Source organism: Hyphomonas sp. ske169 (assembly GCF_056850855.1).
Genome location: NZ_CP096146.1, coordinates 603194 through 626592, shown reverse-complemented (window position 1 = coordinate 626592; position 23399 = coordinate 603194). Strand labels below are relative to the sequence as shown.

Genomic DNA, 23399 nt, shown 5'->3' with positions numbered 1-23399 from the left:
CCCAAACGGAAGCTTGGTTGTACAGTTGTGGAAACAAAAAGCCGGGAGTGATCGAACATGGCCGATGGAATGCAAATTACGAGCCTTAAAGGGCAGGTCAGCGAAGAAGAATGGAAAGTTCGCGTAGATTTGGCGGCGATGTATCGCCTGACCGCCTTGTACGGTTGGACGGATATGATCTTTACGCACATTTCCCACCGTGTGCCGGGCCCCGATCATCACTTTCTGATCAATCCTTATGGGATGTTCTTTGAAGAGATCACCGCCTCGTCTCTGGTGAAAGTCGATCTCGAGGGCAATGTCGTTCAAGAGTCGCCTTATTTCATCAATCCAGCAGGCTTTACCATTCACTCAGCGATCCACGCGGCCCGTGATGATGCCCATGTTGTGATGCATTTGCACACTGATGATGGCGTTGCGGTGTCGTGCAATAAGGAAGGCCTGCTGCCACTGTCTCAAACCGCCATGCTGGCTCGCCACGACCTGGCTTATCACGATTATGAAGGTGTTGCGCTGGACCATGGTGAGCGCGAGCGCCTGGTCGCCGATATGGGCACCAAGAACAATATGATGCTCTACAATCACGGCACACTGACGGTTGGTGGTACAGCTGCGGAGTGTTTCCTACGTATGTTCTTCCTAGAGCGGGCTTGCTCAATGCAGGTGCGCGCATTGACGGCTGGCCGTGAGAATATGGTTATTCCGTCGCAAGACGTGCAGGACGTGGTGAAGGGCCAGTCAAATCCTGAGGGCACTAAAACCCTCGCCAACATGCTCGCTTGGCCTGGCTTGTTGCGTAAGCTCGATCGTGAATCCCCTGGCTATGATGCCTAGAGATTTTTCTTATAGGGGTTCTTCCCTATAGGGTTTCGCAGTAGTGCGTCCTTTAATCCCGTTTATTCTGTAAGGGATCATCCCTACATGGGGTCAACGAAAAAAGAGCCACATCGCCATGAAGCACCTACAAGCTTTTGAAAATGCCCTCGAGACGATCCATGATGAGGGTCGCTATCGTGTTTTTGTCGATTTGCATCGGCACAAAGGCGAGTTTCCGAAAGCGACGGCGCGCTTTGAGCATGGCGAACGTGAAATCATCGTCTGGTGCTCGAATGACTATCTCGGCATGGGCCAGGATGATGACGTTACGAATGCGATGCACGAAGCGATTGATAGCTTTGGCGCGGGCTCTGGCGGCACTCGGAACATTTCTGGCACCACGCGCTATCATGTAGAGCTTGAAAAAGAGCTGGCCGACTTGCATGGCAAATCCGGCGCCCTTCTGTTCACCTCGGGCTATGTCTCAAACGACGCGACCTTGTCCACGCTTGGCAAGATCCTGCCCAATCTGATCATCTATTCTGATGCGCTAAACCACGCTTCGATGATTGAGGGCATCCGCCGTTCGAAAGCAGACTATCGTGTGTTCCGGCATAATGATGTCGAGCATTTGCGGGCGCTGCTTGAAAACGACGATCCTGACCGTCCTAAAGTCATCGCGTTCGAAAGCGTTTACTCAATGGACGGCGATATTGGTCCGATCGAAGCGATTTGTGATCTCGCCGATGAATTCAATGCGCTGACCTATCTCGACGAAGTGCACGCGGTTGGCATGTATGGCGACGAGGGGGCTGGCGTGGCGCAACGCGATGGCGTCATGGACCGGCTCGATATTGTCGAAGGCACGCTCGGTAAGGCCTATGGCGTCATGGGCGGCTATATTGCCGCGCACGAGACGATTATTGACGCGATCCGCTCAACAGCGTCTGGGTTCATCTTCACGACTTCAACGTGTCCTGTCATGGCCGCTGGCGCCTTGGCGAGCATTCGCAAATTGCGCTCGGATGAGGGGCGCAAGCTTCGGCTCGCGCATCAATCACACGCGGCGCTGCTCAAGCAGAAATTCCGTGATGCCGGCCTGCCTTTGATGGAAAGCAAGACGCACATTGTGCCGCTTTTGGTTGGCGACCCTGAGAAGTGCAAAGCTTTGTCAGATACGCTTTTGTTTGATTTTGGCGTCTATGTTCAGCCGATCAATTATCCAACTGTGCCCAAGGGAACAGAGCGTTTGCGCTTCACGCCGGGCCCAGTTCACACTGAAGAGATGATGGATGACCTGGTTGCTGCAATCTTGGCGGTTTGGAAACAGCTCGGCCTCGACGAGAAAGCGGCATAGCTTTTAGGCGCTGAAACGCCGATAGATGAGAAGATCGAGCGCGCAGAAATGGCGCGCTCTTTTTTTGAACAGGCGAGATTAATCGCCTCGTTTCTTACCCAATCCGATTTCCTTCGCGAAGGCGGAGCGCTTTTTCGCATAGTTCGGCGCGACCATTGGGTAGTCAGCTGGCAAGCCCCACCGCGAGCGATACTCTTGCGGAGTAAGGTCATATCGCGACCGTAAATACCGTTTCAGCATTTTCAGTTTGCGACCATCTTCCAGGCAGATGATGTGGTCGGGCGTGATCGATTTTGAAATCGGCACGGCTGGGTCTGGGCGGGGTGGCTCTTTTGGAGCATCCGAAGCAAGGTCTAGCACAGTCTCGTGCACGGCTTTCATCAGATCAGGCAATCCGCCGGCGGGGACCGGGTTGTTCGCGACAAACGACGAAACAATGTCCGTCGTCATTTCCAACAACTCGGTCGTCGAGTGTTTGGTCATATGTTTAGCTCTTATATATTATCTTATCGCCCATTCTGAAGACGGGCTTATCGCAAGCTAATGCATAGAATCGGGTAAGAATACAAGCTGAACCATAAATAATCGCAGCGCCTACTTGCGGTAGAATCTATGAATTCGCATGACGCAAATGACGCCTTGCAGCAGGCGAGTTGAGAAAGTACATGATCGGGCAGTTTCAGGAATCACGCCATGCCCGACACCAATCACCCATCCCGTTTCGACACTGCTACTTTCTTTTCCGAGGCGCTTGAAGCCAGAGATCGTGAAGTCTTTGCAGCGATTGAAAAAGAGCAGACCCGACAACAGCATCAGATCGAACTGATCGCTTCAGAGAACATCGCTTCGCAGGCCGTACTCGAGGCGCAAGGCACGGTGCTGACCAATAAGTATGCGGAAGGCTATCCTGGCCGGCGTTATTATGGCGGCTGCGAATATGTCGATGTGGTTGAGGATCTTGCCCGCGACCGCGCCAAAGCGCTGTTTGATTGCGGTTTTGCCAATGTCCAGCCAAACTCTGGTTCACAAGCCAATCAAGCCGTGTTCCAGGCGCTGCTGCAGCCGGGTGATACCATTCTCGGTATGAGCCTCGATGCGGGCGGACACCTCACACATGGCGCGCGCCCCAACCAGTCGGGTAAATGGTTCAACGCGATCCAGTATGGCGTTCGCGAAGACGACCACCTGATTGACTTTGATCAAGTCGCAGCGCTCGCCAAAGAGCATCAGCCGAAACTGATCATTGCTGGCGGTTCTGCATATCCGCGGCAAATCGATTTCGCGAAATTCCGCGCGATTGCCGATGAAGTCGGCGCCTTCTTCTTGGTCGACATGGCGCACTTTGCTGGTCTTGTGGCGGGTAAAGCGCACCCGAACCCGCTCGACCATTGCCATGTGGCGACGACGACTACCCACAAGACCTTGCGTGGCCCCCGCGGCGGCATGGTCCTGACCAATGACGCAGACATTTCGAAGAAAGTGAATTCTGCTGTCTTCCCCGGCATTCAAGGTGGACCATTGATGCATGTCATTGCCGGTAAAGCCGTCGCTTTCGGCGAAGCGCTGACTCCTGAGTTTAAGCAGTACGCGGCCGACGTCGTCGAGAATGCCAAAGCCATGGCCGGCGCCGCAAAAGATAGTGGCCTCGATTTGGTTTCTGGCGGCACAGATACGCATGTGGCGCTGATTGACCTACGTCCGAAAGGCGTCACAGGTCGTGACGCCGAGCAGGCGCTCGAGCGGGCTTACATCACCTGTAATAAGAATGGCGTGCCGTTCGATCCTGAGAAGCCTATGGTCACGAGCGGCATCCGAGTGGGCTCGCCTGCAGGGACCACACGCGGCTTTGGCGTCGCTGAGTTCACGCAAGTTGGAAAATGGATCGGCGAAGTCGTCGATGCGGTCGCTAGTGGCGACAGTGCAGCGACTGAAGCGAAAGTTCGCGCAGAAGTTGAGGGAATGACCGCCAAGTTTCCGATTTATAACGGGTTAGGAGCCTAAGCGATTGCGCTGTCCCTTCTGCGGATCTGAAAATACGGCGGTAAAAGACAGCCGTCCCGCAGAGGATAATACGGCTGTGCGTCGTCGGCGTGGTTGTGACAATTGCGGCGCCCGCTTCACCACTTTCGAGCGCGTTCAGCTGCGCGAAATCACAGTCGTGAAGCGAGATGGGAAGCGCGTCCCGTTCATGCGTGAGAAGCTGGCGCGTGTGATTGCCATCGCCTTGCGCAAACGACCCGTCTCAGACGAGCAGATTGAACAAATCGTCTCTGGCATCGCCCGCAAGCTTGAAAGCAGTGGCGAGACTGAAGTTGCCTCTCAAGACATTGGTGAACTGGCCATGGAAAGCCTGCGCGGGGTCGATCCGGTAGGCTATGTCCGCTATGCGAGCGTCTATCGCGACTTTGATGCGCCATCGGATTTTGCGGCCTTTATTGAGCAATCCGAATTGGACGAGGATTAGCTTGTGACGCGCCCCTCTGTGACGCTCAAAATTGCAACCAGCATGGATGGCCGGATCGCCTTAGAAAATGGCGTGAGCCAGTGGATTACAGGCAGTGACAGTCGCGCACGCGTGCACCAAATGCGAGCCGCGCATGACGCGGTTCTGGTCGGGGTCGGCACCGTACTGGCCGACGATCCTCTGCTGACTGCACGGACGGTGCCGCCACCGGCCAAACAACCCGTACGTATCGTTGCCGACAGCAAGTTGCGCACGTCTTCGCAATCGCGATTGCTCGCCTCGCAAGGGCTTGGAAAAGTCGTGCTGGCGAGCGCGCGTTCCGCGTCAGGATACAACTCGGATAGCGTTTCCGACACGCCTGAAATCTGGGTCGTGCCGGGGCCAGATGGTCGAGTCTCGCCGAAAGCCTTGCTCGATCGTTGCGCGGTAGAGGGGCTGAACAAGATCTTCCTCGAAGGGGGCGGCAAACTCGCTGCGAGCTTCATCTCTGCTGGCCTTGTCGACACAATCGAATGGTTCCGCGCGCCGATTTTGATTGGCGGAGACGGTCTACCTGCCGTCGCGGCTTTGGGGCTTTCCGAGATGAAAGATGCGCCGCGTTGGCGCACTGCCGCCACGGCACGGATTGGGGATGACACTTTGGAGACTTATGTTAGGGCGTAAGCTCGACAGGAGGGCTCCATGTTTACAGGTCTCGTGACTGATATTGGCACCATTCGCAAAGCCGAGGACCGCAATGGTCTGCGCCGGTTTGAGGTGGAATGCGGCTATCCGGTCGAGAATATCGAAATGGGCGCCTCGATCATGCATGCAGGCGTCTGCCTCACCGTCGTTGATTTCGGCGAGACGGGCGACGGCAGCTGGTTTGCGGTAGAGGCTGTTCCTGAAACGCTCTCTCTGACCGTGCTTGGTGATTGGGAAGAGGGGAGCGAAGTCAATCTCGAGCAGAGCTTGAAGCTTGGCCAAGAGCTTGGCGGCCATTTTGTCTTCGGTCATATTGATGGCGTCGGTGAAGTCATTTCGGTGGAACCTGAAGGCCAGAGCTATCGCATCACGATCCGGCCGCCCGCCGATATTGCCAAATATTTCGCCAAGAAAGGCTCCGCCGCGATCAATGGCGTTTCGTTGACTGTAGCCGAAGCGCTGCCAAACGGCGATTTCCAAGTCGCGATCATTCCGCACACTTGGGAAGTCACGACATTGCGAGAATTGCAGCCCGGCGCCCGCGTCAACCTTGAGATCGATATGCTCGCGCGCTACGTGGCGCGGATGATCGGTGTCGACGCACCAACACCGCACGACCCGGAAGGACACAAAAATGGCTGAAGACTTTTCCGGGGCGATCTCGAGCATCGATGAGATCATCGAAGATGCCCGTAATGGGAAAATGTACATTCTGGTCGATGCTGAGGATCGCGAGAACGAAGGCGATCTGATCATTCCGGCCAATTTCTCGACCCCTGAGGCGATCAATTTTATGGCCAAATTTGGTCGCGGTCTGATTTGCTTGGCGATGACGAGTGAGCGCGGCCGAGCGCTCAATCTCGACATGATGGCCCGCGAAAACCGCGAAAGCATGGGCACCGCCTTCACCGTCTCTATCGAAGCGAAAGAAGGGGTCACGACCGGCATCTCTGCGCATGATCGTAGCCATACCGTGCAGGTCGCGATCGATCCGATGTGCGATGCGGACGATATCGTCTCTCCTGGTCACGTGTTTCCGCTGATCGCCCGTGATGGCGGGACTTTGGTTCGTGCGGGCCATACGGAAGCAGCTGTCGATATTTCACGCATGGCCGGGCTCTATCCTGCCGGTGTCATCTGCGAGATCATGAATGATGATGGCACGATGGCGCGCTTGCCAGAGCTGGTTTCATTCGCGCAATTGCATGGCCTCAAGATCGGCACCATCGCTGACTTGATTGAATATCGCCGCAAGCATGACCGCTATTTGGAGCGCCGTGTTGAGGCGCCGCTTGAAAGCCAATATGGCGACGGCTTTAAAACGGTCATTTTCCGCAACGCAATCGATAATAGTGAGCACATCGCCATCGTTCACGGCGTGATTGAGCCGGACAGTACGACGATTGTGCGCGTGCACCGCACCGACGTTCTCTCAGATATTCTCGGTGAAAAGGGCCCCCGCGAGGGTCTGGTCGAGCGGGCGATGAAGATAATCGCGAAAGCTGATGAGCCGGGCGTGGTGGTCTTTGTCAACACAATGCGCCCAAATGCGCTGGCGGAGCGGCTGGGCATGAAAACCTCAGAACCGGCAGATGCGCATGCCCCGCTGCGCGAATATGGCGTCGGCGCACAGATTCTGCGGGAGCTGGGCGTCCGCAAAATGACTTATCTTTCTGACACAGAACCAACACGTGTCGCAGGCTTGGATGGCTATGGCCTGACAATCGATGGCTGGCGACCACTTTCTAACAAGGATACTAATTGATGGCCCGGCACCGCATCTTGATCGTGAACTCTCCTTATTACGCGCACATCTCGGAAGAGCTTGAAAAGGGCGCGCGAGAAGCTCTGGAAGCTGCGGATGACGACTGCGATGTCGAGACGATTATGGTTCCTGGCGCGTTTGAAGTACCGGGCGCAATTGCCATGGCGGCCGATAGCGCTCGATTCGACGGTTATATCGCACTTGGCTGCGTGATCCGCGGCGAGACTTCACACTATGATTATGTGTGTGGTGAGAGCGCCCGCGGCTTGATGTATTTGTCGACAGATCGCCGCCTCGCGATTGGTTATGGCATCCTGACCGTTGAGAACGAAGCGCAAGCGCTGGCGCGGGCTGAACGTGACCGCGGCAATAAAGGCAAAGACGCAGCGATCGCGTGTCTGGAAATGCTGAAACTGCGCAAGAAGTTCGTGCGTTAGAGAAACGCAGTCCGAACACGCAAAAGGCGATAGCCTTTTTTGCGCGCAAGTGGCATGGACGCGCGATGAGCGAACAGAAACTCCCATTTGAGGTCATTCGAGCGCGGCGTGCTGGCGCGCGTTTGGCGGCTGTGCAAGCCCTATATCAAATGGAACAGACCGGTCAGAGCGGCAAAGCGGCGATCCGCGATCTAATGGATGACCGGCTCGGCGTCGGCCCGGACGAAGATCCGGTTGAAGAGGCCGATCCGGATCTATTCAAATCAATCGTCAATGCCACGATTGAGCATCAGAAAGCCGTCGACACCGCCATCCTGGCGCGTTTGTCAAAGGGTTGGAAGCTATCGCGGCTTGATTCAACGACCCGGTCGATCTTGCGCGCGGCGGTGGCAGAACTGGTGGCGCATCAAGAATTATCGCGCCGGATTTTGCTCGATGAGTATGTCTCGCTGGCGCATGATTTTTTCGACAAGACTGAAGCGAATTTCGTCAATGCGGTGCTCGACAATGTCTCAAAGGACTTGCGGCCCGAAGAAGCTTAAGTCTACCTCCCATAAGGAGGCGGCATGAACGAGTCCGGCTGGATCCAAACTTATATTGCGCCGCTCGTGCATGCACCGGGCGCCCTAAGCTTGCGCGATGATGTGGCGCTTTTAACGGCCGATGGTCCGACGCTAGTCACGATGGATACATTGGTTGAGGCCATCCACTTTCTGCCTGTAGATCCGCTCGACACAGTCGGGCAAAAACTCGTTCGCGTGAATGTCTCCGATGTGATCGCAAAAGGGGCAGCTCCGGTTGAAGCGCTCTTATCAATCGCCTGGCCAAGACAGCGCCCCGAGCCAGAGTTTCAGGCTTTAATGGCAGGGATTGAGCGCGATCTGGCGGCGTTTGAAATCGCGCTAATTGGCGGCGACTTGGTCGGCACCGACGGGCCGCTCACGCTCACACTGACGTTGACAGGCAGGTGTCTGGCTGGAGCGCCCATTCGGCGGACCACAGCAGAGCCAGGTCATACCCTTTGGATCAGCGGCGAGATTGGCTGGGGCGGGCTCGGGCTGAACGCGGCCAAAGCTGGCGGCGATGATGGAGCGGCGCAGAGATATCGGGTTCCCGAGATTGGCGGCTTGGCAGAGGCCCGGACGGTTGCGACACATGCGAGCGCAAGCATGGATGTCTCGGACGGCCTCCTGCTTGACCTCAAGCGACTGGCCGATGCGTCTGAATGCGGTGCTGTAATTGATCTGGGCGCGATTCCTCTCGCCGTGCCGACAAAACAGCCACATCACATCATCGCCCAATGCACCTCTGGCGATGATTACCAAATCCTCTTGTCTGCGGATCCGGGCGATCTTGTACCTGGTTTCACCAAAATTGGCGCGCTTACCGAATCATTGGGCTTGAGCCTGACCTATCAAGGGCAGGCCGTTAACGCTCCATCAATACTTGGGTTTGAGCATTAGGCCCAATTGTAGAGTTCAGACTCGCGCCTAGCGCGATAATCCTTGCGAATGCGCTATGGCTGTTGCAGTCATAGTCCCACTAACAAAAATACGGGGCGGAGAGTGCCTCGAACTGATTCAGGGAGGATAGGGCAACAATGACCCTTTGGTTTTGGATAGCCTTAGTCGCGGCGGTGCTCGCGATTGGCTTTGGTTGGCTGCAGAGCCAATCGATTATGAAAGCAGATGCGGGCAATGACCGCATGAAAGAGATCGCAGCGGCGATTCAAGAAGGCGCAAATGCATATTTGAGCCGCCAATATCGAACGATTGCCATGGTTGGCGTCGTTGTGGCGGTGATTCTGTTCCCGCTGCTTGGTTGGCAAGCTGCGCTCGGATTCGTCATCGGCGCTGTATTGTCTGGCGCGGCTGGTTTTATCGGCATGAAAGTGTCGGTTCAGGCCAACGTTCGGACCACTCAAGCGGCCAGCGTTTCTTTGCAAGACGGTCTGTCTATGGCGTTTAAATCAGGCGCTGTGACCGGCCTGCTTGTGGTCGGTCTCGCTTTGCTTGGTGTCGTGGCTTATTACGGCCTGCTCGTTGGAGCGCTGGGCTATGATGAAGGCAGCCGGAAAGTCGTTGATGGGCTTGTGGCCCTCGGCTTTGGGGCGTCTCTGATCTCAATCTTTGCCCGTCTCGGTGGCGGTATCTTCACCAAAGGTGCGGATGTTGGCGGCGACATGGTGGGTAAAGTCGAAGCTGGGATCCCTGAAGATGATCCGCGGAACGCGGCCACGATTGCCGACAATGTTGGCGATAATGTTGGCGATTGTGCAGGCATGGCGGCTGACTTGTTCGAAACCTATGCGGTGACAATTGTTGCGACCATGGTTCTGTCGGCGATCTATTTTGCAGGCACTGACTATCTTGGCAGCATCTTGCTCTTCCCACTGGCAATCTGTGCTGTGTGTATTGTGGCCTCTGTGATCGGGACCTTCTTTGTGAAGCTCGGCAAAGGCTCCACCAATATCATGGGCGCGCTCTATAAGGGCCTGATCGTGACCGGTATCCTGACCGTTGGCGGTCTCGCCATTGCGGTTCACTACGCTCTGCCAAACGGCTTTGGCGAGCTGACAGGGGCCGGTGCGGCACTTGGCTTGCTCAATGCTGATGGCACTGGCGCAGCTGTTGTGACCGGTATGGACTTGTTCCTCTGCGGTGTCGCAGGCTTGGTTGTGACCGCACTGATCGTGGTTGTCACAGAATACTATACTGGCGTCGATTATCGTCCGGTGAAGTCTGTGGCCGAAGCCTCAGCCTCTGGTCACGGTACAAACGTGATCCAAGGTCTTGCGGTGTCGCTAGAGTCGACGGCGCTACCAGCGATTACGATTATGGCCGGGATCATCCTGACCTTTAACCTTGCTGGTCTCTTCGGGATCGCGATTGCGACAACCACCATGCTGGCGCTTGCTGGTATGATTGTGGCGCTCGACGCATTTGGTCCTGTGACGGATAATGCCGGCGGTATTGCTGAGATGGCGGAACTGCCAAGCTCTGTTCGCGATACAACAGACGCGCTCGACGCGGTTGGCAACACGACCAAGGCTGTGACCAAAGGCTATGCGATTGGCTCTGCCGGTCTCGGTGCTTTGGTGCTGTTCGCGGCTTATAATGAGGACCTCAAATATTTCGCAGCGAATGCCGCGGAAGGCAGCTTCTTTGACGGGATCGGTGTGGTGAACTTCTCCATCGCCAACCCTTATGTTGTGGTTGGTCTGCTATTCGGTGGTCTTTTGCCATTCCTGTTCGGCGGTATGTCGATGATGGCGGTTGGCCGCGCGGCGCAAGCTGTTGTGGAAGAAGTCCGGAGCCAGTTCAAAAACGATCCGGGCATCATGGAAGGCACCTCGAAGCCGAATTATGGTAAGGCGGTCGACATTCTGACCTCCGCCGCGATCAAAGAGATGATCGTGCCATCGCTTCTTCCGGTTCTGTCTCCGATTGTTCTGTTCTTGCTGATCTGGTGGATCGCTGGTCCATCTGCAGCTCTAGCAGCCGTAGGCGCGATGCTTCTCGGTGTGATTGTGACTGGCCTGTTTGTGGCCATCTCAATGACCTCAGGCGGCGGCGCTTGGGACAATGCCAAGAAATATATCGAAGACGGCAATCATGGCGGCAAGGGCTCTGAAGCCCACAAAGCTGCGGTGACCGGCGATACTGTTGGGGATCCTTATAAGGATACAGCTGGACCAGCTGTGAACCCGATGATCAAAATCACCAATATCGTGGCGCTTTTGATGCTCGCAGTACTGGCTGGCGGGCACTAGCCCGACGCAAATTCACTCAAAACGAGAAACCCGTGCCAATCGGCGCGGGTTTTTTGTATGCTGCGTTTCCAGGGGACGGAGAAATTAAGTGAGCAGGCAAAGGGTTCGTTATGATGCAGAATTTCGCAGGTCTCGCAGCGATCAGCCTATTAGGTCTGAGCGGCTGCACGCAAACGGATAAGCTCTCGCTCGATCCGAACAGTTGTGAGCTGATCCCGGTCTTCTTGGAAGAGTTTGATAAACTCAGCGTATCGCCCAACCGGATCGGCCCAGCGCGTTGGACAGCGCATACGCCTTGGTGGGGCGACTTTGGTGATGCCAAATTTACCAGCCCTCGGGAAGAGGGGCCGTTTTCTGTAGAGGATGGCATTCTGACGATCAAAGCCTGGATCGATGGGGAAGAACGATGGCGGTCTGGGCTTTTGGCCGCTGCAGATCGGTCCGGTGAAGGCTTCGGCACTCAGTATGGCTATTTTGAAACGCGGATGAAATTTCCGCCCGGCAAAGGTACGTGGCCAGCTTTTTGGCTCATGCCACTGACGCCTGCGCGCGCGGTCGATGGCCGCGTGGAAATCGATGTTGTCGAATATTACGGTCACCGGACCGACCGGTTCTCATCAGTGGTCCATGTCCATTTTGATGATAGCTCGCAGAAGCGGTCAAAAGGCGAGAGAACGCCCGTTCCAGACCACTCTTTGGTTGATCAATTCAATACATTTGGGGTCGACATTTCACCGTCAAACATCGTCATGTTTCTGAATGGCGAAGAGTATTGGCGGCAGCCGACGCCGCCGGAATTGCGCTATTCCATGTACCCAATCATCAACCTAGCACTCGGAAGCGGCTGGCCGATTGATGAAACGCCAGATCCGTCATTGATGGAAGTCGACTATGTCCGCGTCTATGCGCGCAGCGCACGTGACGACTGTCGTCCCGGTCTCGTTTCAGAGCCCTAAAGTAACCGCCTCGGCTGGTGTGACGGCGCTAGTTCCGACGCCCGGTTGGATTGTTCGGTGTGATTTCGTCGGTATTCGGCAGGGTTACCGCGCCAACTGTGCCGAAGATTTGCTCTAACAGACCGAGTTCGCGGCCCCGGGTCGGGGTTTCGCGTGAGGCATAGCGGATCACTTGGCCATCGGTCTCGTCATAAGTCAGCAATTCCTCAACCACGTCATCTTCGCCAAAGCGAATCGCAGTGATCGAGCGTTGCTTGGTGCGCGGGGTAAAAAACGCGATCCGTTCGCGGCGGGTGGTGATGTAGAACCACGTGTTCTCGTCAAACACGCTTTCTGTTGAAGCAGAACCGAGCTGCGCTAGCACGCTGGCGCGGGTATCTTCGCCGACTTCGATATTCTCAGGCAGGACTTCATCTGCAGTATAGCCATGATAATCTTCGATCGGGCTGATGCAGGCGGTCGTGAGAGCCGCGAGCGCAATAGAGGCTAGAATGACACGTCGCGCCATGAAGATACTCCTGATACTTGTGCTGGAGATAAAGCGGAAAGGCGTTAATTGGCAACCTTTAGGACACACCATTTAGATGTTAAAAATAGGGCATTCATGTTTGGTTGGTTGAAAAAAAGCACAGTCGACAAGGACGCGGTTCGGCGCTGGCGCGATGCGGTTACAGCGCAGGCACGGCTTCCCGAACCTTATCTAAAAGGCTGGGTGCCTGACACGATTTATGGGCGCTTCAATATGGTTGCTCTGATGGCAACGCTCGCCTTGCGCAGGTTGCGAACGTGCGGCGGCGAAGGGCGCGCCCTGTCAAAAGCCTTAGGCGAAATGCTGTTTTCTGATTTCGATCACGCCTTGCGCGAGAATGGCGTTGGTGATGCGTCGATCGCGCGGCGGATCCGCAAAATGGGCGAAGAGTTCTACGGTCTCGCAAAAGCGATAGACGAGGCACTGGACGCAGGCGCGCCGCAAAAGGGGATCGCCACCGTCCTGCAGCGCAATGTCCAGCCTGATCGCGAACTGGCAATGGCGCTCGCTGACTATATCTTGCCTTTAAGCGAGCGCGTGGATGCTTTGTCGGATTCTGACGCCTTGGCTGGACCGGACGCGATTTGATCTGCAGCGACGCAGAACTGCCTTGCAATCAAAGACATGCGTTGCCTTTCCAGACAGTCCCGCATAGGTTGCGCCGACTTGAGGCGCGGTGCGGAGTTTCAGCCCAATGGCCAGCTTAATCCTATCAATTGATGCCATGGGGGGCGATGCCGCTCCAACGGTTGTCCTTGATGGTCTGAAACTGTTTGCGGCACGCCGCAGCAATGTTCTGTTCGAGGTTCATGGCCGCGCAGAAGATATCACCGCTGGGCTTGAAAGCCGCGGCCTGATGGATCGCTGCACGATCATGCACCATGAAGATGTCGTGGCGATGAGCGAGAAACCCTCCACAGCGCTGCGACGCGCCAAGACCACTAGCATGTGGGGCGCGGTTCAGGCGGTAAAAGCTGGGCGCGCTGGCGCAGCGGTCTCTGCCGGCAATACCGGTGCGCTGATGGCCTTTTCGATGATGTCTCTGCGCAAAATGGAAGGCGTCCACAGACCCGCCATGACGGCGATTTGGCCGACCATTGAAGGGCGGTCCGTGGTTCTTGATGTCGGCGCCAATCTCGATGCAGACTCTGACCAACTCGTAACTTTCGCGATTATGGGCGAGGCTTATGCTCGGGCGGTGACTGGAAAAGCCAAACCGACCATCGGGCTCCTGAATATTGGATCCGAAGAGGATAAGGGCCGCGATACGTTAAAGCTCGCCGCCGAACGCTTGCGCGCGCCGGAACTCGGATTGAATTTCCGTGGTTATGTTGAAGGCAATGACATCGCGATGGGCGCGGTGGATGTCGTCGTCACAGATGGCTTCACTGGAAATGTCGCGCTGAAAACAGCTGAAGGTACGGCCCGCCTCGTCGCGTCTTATGTTCGCGAGGCGCTGACCTCAGGTGTCATCTCCAAAATGGGGGCGGCGCTTGCCAGTTCTGGCCTCAAACGGTTGCGCGAAAAAATGGACCCATCGAACGTAAATGGCGGCGTCCTACTTGGATTGAATGGGGTTGTTGTGAAAAGCCATGGCGGCACCGATGCGGAAGGCTATGCCACTGCGGTTGACCTAGCCGCAGATCTCGCCGCCAGCCAATATATGCAAGAGGTCGCATCGGGCCTACGCCGTGACCATGTCGAAGTCAGCTTAAGTGAGGCCTCAGAATGACCGGAATTCGCAGCGTCATCCGTGGCACAGGCGGCTATTTGCCGGAACGCATCATGAGCAATGAGGAGATGTCTCAAATCGTTGAGACGTCCGACCAATGGATTCAGGAGCGCACTGGCATTAGACAACGCCACATCGCCGCTGACAATGAAACCACATCAGATCTCGCCACCCATGCCGCTCGTCGCATTCTGAAATCGGCAGGGATCAGCGCGGATCAGGTCGATCTGATCGTATTGGCGACCACCACACCCGATAAGACCTTCCCAGCCACCGCAACCGCGGTTCAAGCAAAGCTCGAAATGGGGGCAGGGGCGGCATTTGACGTTCAGGCGGTTTGTTCTGGCTTTCTGTTCGCGCTGGCGACCGCTGATTCCATGCTCAAGACCGGACTGTTCAAAACGGCGCTGGTGATAGGCGCAGAGACCTTCACACGGATCCTAGATTGGTCTGACCGCGGCACATGCGTTCTGTTCGGCGATGGCGCTGGCGGCGTTGTCTTGACCGCGGAGCCTGAAGCTGAGGTTGGGGATCGCGGAATCCTGACCCACCACATTCGCACTGATGGCACCAAGTCTGATTTGCTGCACGTTGATGGCGGGGTGTCGTCGACGGGCACGATCGGGCACGTTCGCATGTTGGGCAATCAAGTGTTCAAACATGCTGTGACGAATATTTCGAGCGCGATTAATGCGGTCTATGAAGAAACCGGGATTACCTCCGATGAGGTCGATTGGTTCGTCCCGCACCAGGCCAATCAGCGCATTCTCAACGGCGTCGCCAAGAAGATGAAACTCGACGAAAGTAAAGTGATTTCAACGGTCGCAGACCACGGAAACACGTCTGCGGCGTCGATTCCACTTGCTTTACACACCGCGGTCAGCGATGGTCGCATTGAGCCTGGGCATTTGGTTCTCAGCGAAGCTATGGGTGGTGGATTTTCTTGGGGCGCGAGCCTCTTCCGCCTCTAATTTTTCGTATTTCGTTAAGAACTGCCCCCTTATTGTTAACCATGAGGAGCTGATACAGTGACAACAACAACGCTCACCCGTGTAGAACTAACCGACGCGATCGTTCGCGAAGTCGGGCTGACACGGCAGGAATCCTCTTACTTGCTCGACCGTATGCTGGAGATGATCAGCGAGAGCTTGGAAGGCGAAGGGGCAGTCAAACTGTCTCGGTTCGGTAATTTCAATGTCCGCCGGAAAGCGGCCCGCGAGGGGCGTAATCCGAAGACAGGGATCCAAGCAACAATATCGGCGCGCAAGGTTGTGACCTTCAAACCTTCTCCGATGCTCAAAGATCGCGTCGGAGGCTAAACGCGAGACCCATATTCATGCCTAGCTCTGCTGCCCGTAAGATTGAAAAATCCGCTGACGCCTATCGATCTATCGGGGAAGCTGCTGAAGAGCTTGGTTTGCAGCCACATGTGCTGCGCTATTGGGAAACCAAATTCACCAAATATGTGAAGCCGCTCAAGCGCCGCGATGGCCGGCGCATGTTCCGACCAGAAGACATGTCGGCGCTGCGTGCGATCCAGACTTTGGTCCATGATCAAGGCATGACCCTAAAGGGCGCCAGCAAATTATTGAGCGAACAAGGCGTTGAATGCGTACTTGGTGGTCAGGCAAGGATTGTCGCGCCGGCAGACTCAGGGGATGTAACACCAACATCAAGCCCCGCGAGAGATATGCAAGAAACCGTCCGCAAAGCCTTCGAAGCCGCTCCAGCCACCTCCGAAGCCACCGGAACAACCGAACGGCTTGAGACCATTCTGTCCGATTTGACCGACATCAAAGCGCGGCTCGATTCAGTTCGCCTGAACAAAGCCGCTTAGACCGGTTCAAACCGCGATTCCCCATTGCCAAAATTGAAGAGGCGCCTATACCTCCGGCCCTGGTTCGGAGCGTAGCGCAGCCAGGTAGCGCACTTGACTGGGGGTCAAGGGGTCGCAGGTTCGAATCCTGCCGTTCCGACCAGCTCTTCGGCCTGTAAGCGAGAATGCGTGCACCGCAACCACTCTAATAAATTCTAGAAAATCGCCCACGCCAATACTGCGCCTAAGCAAAGCGCGACCGGACCATAGCAGGCCAGTGAAACCATGAGGGCACTGTATCGTTTTTGCTGCATTGGATGGGGCATGTCGAAAACCATGCATAGCAGATGCCAGTGCAGATTTGGTGGCGATCTTTGGGTAACTTGCGGTTTCGCCGTTAAAACCTGGTTGGCAGATCGTGCGAGCCCGGTTAGTCAGAGCGCGCGTGCCCTTGTGGTGAAATTGGTAAACACAGCGGACTTAAAATCCGCCGCCCGTTATTGGGCTTGCCGGTTCAAGTCCGGCCGAGGGCACCACTCTTCCTTTTTTCAGCGACTCTCCGCACTATTCTCGTATGGATCGTGCTTCCATCACTGTTGAATTGGCCGATTACCGCACCGTCTGTTTCGGCGATTTCAAGCATTTCAAAGCCCTTATCCATTTCAATGATGTCGGGATTGAAGACCGGATCGCGCGTACGCGGCTGATCAATTACAATGTCTTTGCCGGCGCACTCTATGGGATTGTCCCTATTCTCCGGATCTCAACTGCTTATGCCGCAGGCGCAGGCATGTGTTTGTCCCAGGTTCTTGCGGGGACGGGGGCCGCGCCAATGATCGGGAAAACAGCGATTATTTCTCCGATCGATGCGACGCTTTTGGAGAATGAAAAGCAGATTGCCGCCTCGGCGTTCAAGCTGGCGCGCGTCACGCTCGAAAAATAAGCGGATTGGCTGGTCCATGGTGATTGACGCTGAGACCGCATCTCCGCTATACGCGCCGTTCACCCACTTGCCCAAGTGGCGGAATTGGTAGACGCGCTACGTTCAGGTCGTAGTGATCTTATGGTCGTGGAGGTTCGAGTCCTCTCTTGGGCACCAGGTTTCCCCTGACGCTAGAAAAAGGCGGCACCTGTCGAAATCGACAGTCTTTGTTGGGGATTTCGCCTTATTTTGGACCAGGCCTTGCAGGTGAATGCGGGTAGAAACCAAGAGCGCCTGTGGTGAGAAAAAAACTGGTTCTAATCGTTAGTCTTTGCTTGAGTCTGCAGATGTGGTCTGCGGGCGCTGAGACCGTGCAGGTTTCCAGCGAAACGGCGACGCCTAACTTGCTCGATCAAATCCAGGATGAGCTCGAGGATCAGGCAGCGCCTGAGACCGAATTCGAAGCGCGGCGACAAGCCCGGCGCGCGGCTGAGCGAATAGAATCCTATTTGAACTCACGCGCCTATTTTGCGCCGGAAATTTCTTACGCGATTGAGCCCGGCGAACGCCCCGTGCCCCGCGTCCGGGTCGAACCTGGGCCAAGATTTGTGATCGGCACGCTCAATACGGATCTGCGCGGCGCAGCGGTCAGCGATGAGGCGGCTGAGGCGCTGGTGAAGGTACAAGACTTGAAACCAGGCGATCTGGCCGAACCTAAGGCGGTTATCGCGCAAGAAGCCGGATTGATCGCGGCGTTGCGCAATGCCGGATATGCCGAATCGCGGGCGCTGGAGCGACGAACCCTCGGTGATCGCGAGGCTGGAACGCTGGAGATTACCTATCGGATCAATCCTGGGCCACGGATCGTCCTGGGAGATGTCGTCTATCCGAGCGGCACGCGCACCCGCCGGGATTATCTCGACCGGGTTATTCCGTTTGAAGCTGGCACGGTCTATCGCCCGAGCGTGCTGAGCGCATTTTCGCGGCGGTTGAATGCAACACGCCTCTACCGATTGGCCAGTGTTCAAATTGATGAGACTGCCCAAGAAACGCTCCCGAACGGGGATGAGGTTCGCGATGTCTTGGTTCAGCTGCAAGAGCGGGAGCGGTACACCGTCGCTTCCGGGACAAGCTTTTCGACCAGTGAAGGACCAGGCTTTACCGGCAGTCTTACGCGCCGCAATGCGACCCGCCGCGGCGATACGATCACCGCGACAGCAACCGTCGCGACGTTGGAACGGTCGCTAAATATTGATTGGCGTGTGCCGAACTTTCTCGCTTTTGACCGAACGCTGTTTCTAACCGCCGAAGCGGGACGGGAGGAAACCGACGCGTTTGATCGGGAATCTCTAACGCTTTCTGGCGGCTACGAAATTCGGGCCTCTCGCCAACGAACTTTTACCCTCGGTGCGGCAAGCGAATTTACGCGCGAAGAAGACGCGTTCGAACAGCGCGATCAGCAGATTTTGAGCGCGTCACTCGGCGTCAGGTTCGACTATGCCGACGATCCTTTAGACGCGACAACAGGCTGGCGCGTCGATACGCGGGCCGAGCCCGGCGTAGTCATTGGCGATCGGGAGGCGCAATATTTCTCATTGAACTCACAGCTCAGCGCCTACAGAACACTTGATGATCAAGCGCGGTTTGTGCTCGCTTCTCGGTTGCGCTCCGGCTTTGTTTTTGGCGCCGCACTGGATGAGCTTCCAGTGAGCCGTCGTTTCTTTGCTGGTGGTGGCGGCAGTGCCCGCGGGTTTGGGTATCAGTCAGTGGGGCCACAATCTGCAGATGGCACGCCTACGGGCGGCAAAGGGCTGCTGGAAGTGTCTGGTGAATTGCGCTGGCGCCGCGAAGGGCCGCTCGGCTTTGCCGCCTTTTTGGATGGGGCCAGCGTCACGGCGGATGAGTCCGCGAGTTTCAATGATGTGCGCTATTCGGCAGGGCTCGGGGTTCGATACGATACGCTGGTTGGGCCAATCCGGTTTGATCTTGCGACGCCTCTCGATCCGCGCGATGGCGACGATCCGGTTCAGGTCTATGTCAGCATCGGGCAGGCCTTCTGATGGTTTGGGCGTCTCTTTTCGACCGGCCTTGGAAACGGATCGCGATTGGGGTCGCGGCTGCCGTGGTTTTCATTCTGATTTTCTTGCGCATCTTTCTAATGACGCCAATGGCGCATGCGATTGTCGAGAGTCGCTTAGAGGCGCTCACCGTTCGCGGGCAAAGCGTCGAGGTCGAACACCTGCGTGGCGATCTCTTCTCTGGCGCTAAAGCCGAACATATTCGAGTTCGGGATGAAACGGGCATGTGGATGGAATTAGACCAGGTCGAGGTTTCCTGGTCGCTCATACCCTTGGCTTTTGGCGAGCTCGATCTCCGCAACGTGGGAGCCGAAAGTGTGCGCGTCGAGCGGCGTCCGGTTTTGGCGCCCGCCACAGGCTCATCTGCCAACTCTCCATTCGATCGATATCGTATTGGACAGTTAGAGCTTTTGACCTTGTCGCTCGCGGACGGCGTCGCGGGGCCAGCGCAGGCCTATCATCTCAGCGGTGAACTGGATGCACAAAAATGGACTGGAGCCCTCAAGCTCAACCTGACGCCGATTATGGTGAGCGGGGATAAGATTGAGGCCGATATTGCCTGGGGCGGCGACACGATGCTCGAGGGCGATTTTGACCTGCTTGCCGCGCCAGATGGACTGATCTCGAAACTCCTGGGGGCGCCCGAAGGAGAGCCTCTGTCGGCGACGCTTACCGCCTCAGGTGGATTGCTCGGCGGTGATTTGGAGGCAGATGCGAGGCTCGGAGGCGAAACGGTACTGAGTCTGACGGCAAATGCTCGTCGGCAATCCTACACCGTGTCGGGGCGCGCCGACTTATCCAGGTTTTCCCGGTTTAGCGCGATGGCCAATCGGCTCGGAGGCGCGGCTGAGTTTAGCGCCGAACTCGATCCCGAGCGTCGTCTATCTGCCCGCATGTCTGCACCCAATGGCGCGATTGAGATAGAAGGTGATGTCCAGGATGCGGAATCCGGCCGCATGCTGGAGAACCTGGTCCTGAGGGCGCGTGGTTTGGATATGCCGGGCCTGAGCGGGCTATCACGTTTAGAGATGGTGGACTTCGATGCGTCTGGCCGAGTAAGTCAGGTCGATGGCAAGATCACGTTTGACGGGCGGATCGAAGCGCCGAGCCTTAAATATGGCGACTATCATATGCAGACCGTTTCGAGCGATGGTCAGATCAGTTTTGGCAGCGGGGTTCTTTCCGTCGATAGCCTGCTCACCGGCACGCCTTTGAAGGGCGTTCCGAGCCGCATTCGGTCTGCGCCGGTGCGGGCTGATTTTGTTGGCCATTATGCTTTGGATCGGGGGTTGCTTTCAGTCGAGCAGATGAACGTTCGAGGGGCAGGCATCTCTGCCGGGGCTATCGGAACTTTTCGGCCCGGTGGCGCCGTGGATTTTTCGGGCACATTCGGCGTCGAGAGTGTCTCGATCTTGGAGCAGGTCACAGGCGTGTTCGAACTGAGCGGAGACGATCTTTCGACGGTCGAGTTTTCTCTTGAGGGCCGGGCGCAGGCGAAACCTTCCGCCCCTCAGATCGTCCAGGCTTTGGCACCACAACTCGAGTATTCTGTCAGCGCCAAACGTGTCGAAGACGGCTTGTCCATCGCCCGGGCTGAAATCACAGCGGACACGATCTCCGCGACTTTGAGGGGGGATCTAGATCCAGATCGGGTTGCACTTATGGGGGAAGTTGAGGCGTTACTTGATGATGCCGTCACTGGCTTCGACGGCCCGGTGCGGTCGCAAATCTCGCTCTCGGGAACGCCGACGCGCCCCGCCATCATCCTAAACTTGGATGGCACGTTTCAAGGAGATCCAGTTGTGGCGGGTATGACGGCGCAATTCGATAATGGGCGGCTCTTGGTCTCCGGAGTCGATGCAGAATGGCGGCAGTTAATCGCCCGCGGCCAGGGGCAGTTCGATTTTTCGGCGATTGAAGAGTCCGTTTTCGAAACGGAGATTGAAGGCGCTATTCCGAACGTGTCTGATCTTCAGGTTGATGTTGACTATGGCGGGCGGGAACTGATCGCTCAGATCGCGATGCGGGATGTGCAAACCGATCAGGTGACCCTTGGTGCGATCGATCTGGACCTATCAGGCAATTGGCCGGAATTCAGTGGAACTGCGACCTATGACGGTGAAGTCGGCGTCCTCGACGCGCCAATGTCGATCTCAGGTGCGCATCCATTGGTGCTCAATGCGGAGAATCGCGAGCTTAGCCTAGCGGGAGATGCGAAGATTGGTGACCAGACGCTGGCGATCAGTGCACCTCTTAGTTTTGCATTTACGCCAAACCTGATGGTGCGCGGAGCGCTCTCTGGCTTTGGCGGTGAAATCGCTCTCGACTTTGATAATTCCGGCGCGCGTCCCTCCACACTCGCGGTCAGCGAAATTGCGCTCGAAGATATAGGCGTGTTTCTACAGCGCCCGGGCTTGCTCGGAACAGCGTCAGGTCGCGCAGAACTGCAGATTGGCGATCTCGGGCTTGATGGTGCGGCGTCGCTCTCGATTACTGGTCTCTCACGGGCCGGTGCAGAGTATGAGCGGGCGGCCTTAACGATGGAATCTCGGGTTTTAGATGGCCGGATCGATGTAAGTTTTGACGTCGACTCCGCCAAATCTGACATGACGCTCACAGGTGCGATTAAGACGGATCTGATCCACTCGGGGAGCTTGCTTTCCATACGAGCAGCGCCGAACGCGCCGATGCCGATTTCTTTGGTGGGCGAGGGGGAACTCGCACCGCTTTGGGCGCTGGCAGCGCCACTCGATTTACGGTTTGGCGGCAAATTCGCACTCGCCGTTTCCAATGGCGACGGTCAGTCCTTCCGGTTTTCAGGACCGGCTTCGGTGACAAATGGCGTCTTCGAAGATGGGATCACGGGGATCTTTCTTGAAGACCTGAACGCGGAGCTTCAGCTCGATCCGAGCGCGATTAAAGTTGAACAAGCATCCGCGCGCGGTGCAAAAGGCGGATCGATTACGGCTAGCGGAACCTACAATTTCAATGGCGATAGCAATCTCGAGATCTCGTTGAACCGGCTCCGCGCGTTGCGCCGAAATGATGTCTCGACTACGCTGACGGGCCAGGCGAAGGTCGATCGCCGCAATCGCCGGACACATGTGCAAGGGGATGTGCGGATCGATGAGATGCGCGTCGATCTCACCAAGCTGCCGCAAGCGGGTTACACGGTTCTGGATGTTCAGTTTGATAACAACCAAGACCTTGACGCTGAAACTGAGACTGAGACTGAGACTGGGCCGGGCCGTGAAGCGATTTCGCTTGATCTGAAGGTTGAGGCGGATCGGCGAGTCTTCATCAATGGCCTCAGTTTCGAAAGCGAATGGGGCGTGGATGCGAGGGTGCGTGGATCCCCCGGAGATCCACGTCTATCCGGCTCGGCGTCTTTGGTGCGTGGTGAGACGAACCTGCTTGGCCAGCGTTTCGCCCTCTCGGAGGGAATTGTCCGGTTTGTCGGCCCATTGCAAGACAGCGAGTTGGCACTTCAGGCGGATCGAACACGCGATGGCATCACCACCATTATTGCTTTAACCGGCCCGCTTTCTGATCCTGATATAGAGCTGAGTTCTGATCCGAACCTACCGGAAGATGAGGTCTTAGCGCGGGTCCTGTTCGGTCGCTCGCCGTCCAATCTCAGTCCGCTACAAGCCGCGCAACTCGCAGGCGCAGCGGCTCAGCTTGCGGGCGGTGACGCGTTCAGCCTAACCGGAGAATTGCAAGATGCCACCGGCCTTGATCGGCTGGATTTCGGATTCGATGATGAGGGCCAAGCGACGCTTTCCACAGGCAAATACCTTGCTGATGATGTGTATCTTGAGATCGAGTCAGGCGCGACCGGGGCGCCAGCGGTTGCGCTGGAATGGACGCCGCTGAGCAATGTTGAAGTTGATGCCGAAGTCGATCCTGAGCTCGGGCCGAAAGTCGCGATCCAATGGAAGCGCGACTTTGACCGTCTGCCGGGGGAGCCGCGCCAAGAATAGCGTCCGAAATTCAGCTCTAGGTAGTGTTTTGTTCACCCAAAACGTCGATATTTCAGGCTCTGAATTACCTCGTTGTAGTGGAAACGAT

At 56.4% G+C, this 23399-nt stretch carries 22 protein-coding genes and 3 tRNA genes; 23 read left to right on the top strand and 2 right to left on the bottom strand.

What is annotated here, in order from left to right; genetic code table 11:
* Nucleotides 1–57: 57 nt before the first annotated feature.
* Complete coding sequence (locus MY069_RS02950; RefSeq protein ID WP_482795587.1) at nt 58–834, top strand: class II aldolase/adducin family protein; 777 nt, start codon at nt 58–60, stop codon at nt 832–834.
* 118 nt (nt 835–952) lie between these two features.
* Nucleotides 953–2173, top strand: coding sequence for a 5-aminolevulinate synthase (gene hemA / locus MY069_RS02945; protein ID WP_482795586.1), 1221 nt, complete (start codon nt 953–955; stop codon nt 2171–2173).
* Between the two features lie 78 nt (nt 2174–2251).
* Here hemA and MY069_RS02940 read toward each other — a convergent pair whose 3' ends face one another.
* Nucleotides 2252–2656 carry a Ros/MucR family transcriptional regulator gene (locus tag MY069_RS02940; RefSeq protein WP_482795585.1) on the bottom strand — a complete coding sequence of 135 codons (405 nt, stop codon included), beginning with the start codon at nt 2654–2656 and terminating at the stop codon, nt 2252–2254.
* 210 nt (nt 2657–2866) lie between these two features.
* Between MY069_RS02940 and glyA the strand changes: the two genes are divergently transcribed.
* The 10 genes from glyA to MY069_RS02890 all read left to right on the top strand — a co-directional run bounded on the left by glyA (nt 2867) and on the right by MY069_RS02890 (nt 12251).
* The gene (gene glyA, locus MY069_RS02935; RefSeq protein ID WP_482795584.1) at nt 2867–4174 is read left to right on the top strand and encodes a serine hydroxymethyltransferase; all 1308 of its coding nucleotides are present in this window, start codon (nt 2867–2869) and stop codon (nt 4172–4174) included.
* 4 nt (nt 4175–4178) lie between these two features.
* Nucleotides 4179–4637 carry a transcriptional regulator NrdR gene (gene nrdR / locus MY069_RS02930; protein WP_482795583.1) on the top strand — a complete coding sequence of 153 codons (459 nt, stop codon included), beginning with the start codon at nt 4179–4181 and terminating at the stop codon, nt 4635–4637.
* Nucleotides 4638–4640: 3 nt separating this feature from the next.
* Nucleotides 4641–5300: a RibD family protein gene (locus MY069_RS02925; RefSeq protein WP_482795582.1), complete on the top strand. Its 660-nt coding sequence runs from the start codon at nt 4641–4643 to the stop codon at nt 5298–5300.
* 18 nt (nt 5301–5318) lie between these two features.
* The gene (locus tag MY069_RS02920) at nt 5319–5963 is read left to right on the top strand and encodes a riboflavin synthase (protein WP_482795581.1); all 645 of its coding nucleotides are present in this window, start codon (nt 5319–5321) and stop codon (nt 5961–5963) included.
* Nucleotides 5956–7086 (top strand): 3,4-dihydroxy-2-butanone-4-phosphate synthase, encoded by a 1131-nt coding sequence (ribB, locus tag MY069_RS02915; RefSeq protein ID WP_482795580.1) that lies wholly within the window; start codon nt 5956–5958, stop codon nt 7084–7086. The genes MY069_RS02920 and ribB overlap by 8 nt, the downstream gene beginning before the upstream one ends.
* Complete coding sequence (gene ribH, locus MY069_RS02910) at nt 7086–7523, top strand: 6,7-dimethyl-8-ribityllumazine synthase (RefSeq protein WP_482795579.1); 438 nt, start codon at nt 7086–7088, stop codon at nt 7521–7523. The genes ribB and ribH overlap by 1 nt, the downstream gene beginning before the upstream one ends.
* A gap of 65 nt (nt 7524–7588) precedes the next feature.
* Nucleotides 7589–8065 carry a transcription antitermination factor NusB gene (nusB, locus tag MY069_RS02905; RefSeq protein WP_482795578.1) on the top strand — a complete coding sequence of 159 codons (477 nt, stop codon included), beginning with the start codon at nt 7589–7591 and terminating at the stop codon, nt 8063–8065.
* A gap of 24 nt (nt 8066–8089) precedes the next feature.
* Entirely contained in the window at nt 8090–8986 is an 897-nt protein-coding gene (gene thiL / locus MY069_RS02900; RefSeq protein ID WP_482795577.1) for a thiamine-phosphate kinase, read from the top strand.
* A 137-nt stretch (nt 8987–9123) separates the two neighbouring features.
* A complete protein-coding gene (locus tag MY069_RS02895) occupies nt 9124–11295 on the top strand; it encodes a sodium-translocating pyrophosphatase (protein ID WP_482795576.1) in 2172 nt (723 codons plus the stop codon).
* Nucleotides 11296–11405: 110 nt separating this feature from the next.
* Entirely contained in the window at nt 11406–12251 is an 846-nt protein-coding gene (locus MY069_RS02890) for a glycoside hydrolase family 16 protein (RefSeq protein WP_482795575.1), read from the top strand.
* A gap of 28 nt (nt 12252–12279) precedes the next feature.
* On the opposite strand, the gene MY069_RS02885 is transcribed toward MY069_RS02890, so the two are convergent.
* Nucleotides 12280–12759, bottom strand: a complete 480-nt coding sequence (locus tag MY069_RS02885; protein ID WP_482795574.1) for an outer membrane protein assembly factor BamE — start codon at nt 12757–12759, stop codon at nt 12280–12282.
* A gap of 96 nt (nt 12760–12855) precedes the next feature.
* Between MY069_RS02885 and MY069_RS02880 the strand changes: the two genes are divergently transcribed.
* The 11 genes from MY069_RS02880 to MY069_RS02830 all read left to right on the top strand — a co-directional run bounded on the left by MY069_RS02880 (nt 12856) and on the right by MY069_RS02830 (nt 23311).
* Entirely contained in the window at nt 12856–13368 is a 513-nt protein-coding gene (locus MY069_RS02880) for a ubiquinol-cytochrome C chaperone family protein (RefSeq protein WP_482795573.1), read from the top strand.
* Between the two features lie 106 nt (nt 13369–13474).
* Nucleotides 13475–14512 (top strand): phosphate acyltransferase PlsX, encoded by a 1038-nt coding sequence (plsX, locus tag MY069_RS02875; protein ID WP_482795572.1) that lies wholly within the window; start codon nt 13475–13477, stop codon nt 14510–14512.
* Entirely contained in the window at nt 14509–15483 is a 975-nt protein-coding gene (locus tag MY069_RS02870) for a beta-ketoacyl-ACP synthase III (protein WP_482795571.1), read from the top strand. The genes plsX and MY069_RS02870 overlap by 4 nt, the downstream gene beginning before the upstream one ends.
* A gap of 57 nt (nt 15484–15540) precedes the next feature.
* Nucleotides 15541–15831 carry an integration host factor subunit alpha gene (locus tag MY069_RS02865; RefSeq protein ID WP_482795570.1) on the top strand — a complete coding sequence of 97 codons (291 nt, stop codon included), beginning with the start codon at nt 15541–15543 and terminating at the stop codon, nt 15829–15831.
* A 17-nt stretch (nt 15832–15848) separates the two neighbouring features.
* Nucleotides 15849–16349: a MerR family transcriptional regulator gene (locus tag MY069_RS02860; RefSeq protein ID WP_482795569.1), complete on the top strand. Its 501-nt coding sequence runs from the start codon at nt 15849–15851 to the stop codon at nt 16347–16349.
* Between the two features lie 65 nt (nt 16350–16414).
* A tRNA-Pro gene (locus tag MY069_RS02855) sits at nt 16415–16491 on the top strand.
* Between the two features lie 284 nt (nt 16492–16775).
* A tRNA-Leu gene (locus MY069_RS02850) sits at nt 16776–16864 on the top strand.
* 38 nt (nt 16865–16902) lie between these two features.
* A complete protein-coding gene (locus MY069_RS02845; protein ID WP_482795568.1) occupies nt 16903–17271 on the top strand; it encodes a hypothetical protein in 369 nt (122 codons plus the stop codon).
* Nucleotides 17272–17340: 69 nt separating this feature from the next.
* Nucleotides 17341–17427 (top strand) — tRNA-Leu (locus tag MY069_RS02840).
* 170 nt (nt 17428–17597) lie between these two features.
* Complete coding sequence (locus tag MY069_RS02835; protein ID WP_482795567.1) at nt 17598–19310, top strand: autotransporter assembly complex protein TamA; 1713 nt, start codon at nt 17598–17600, stop codon at nt 19308–19310.
* On the top strand, nt 19310–23311 hold the full coding sequence (locus MY069_RS02830) for a translocation/assembly module TamB domain-containing protein (protein ID WP_482795566.1): 4002 nt from the start codon (nt 19310–19312) through the stop codon (nt 23309–23311). The genes MY069_RS02835 and MY069_RS02830 overlap by 1 nt, the downstream gene beginning before the upstream one ends.
* The last annotated feature ends 88 nt before the right edge of the window (nt 23312–23399 follow it).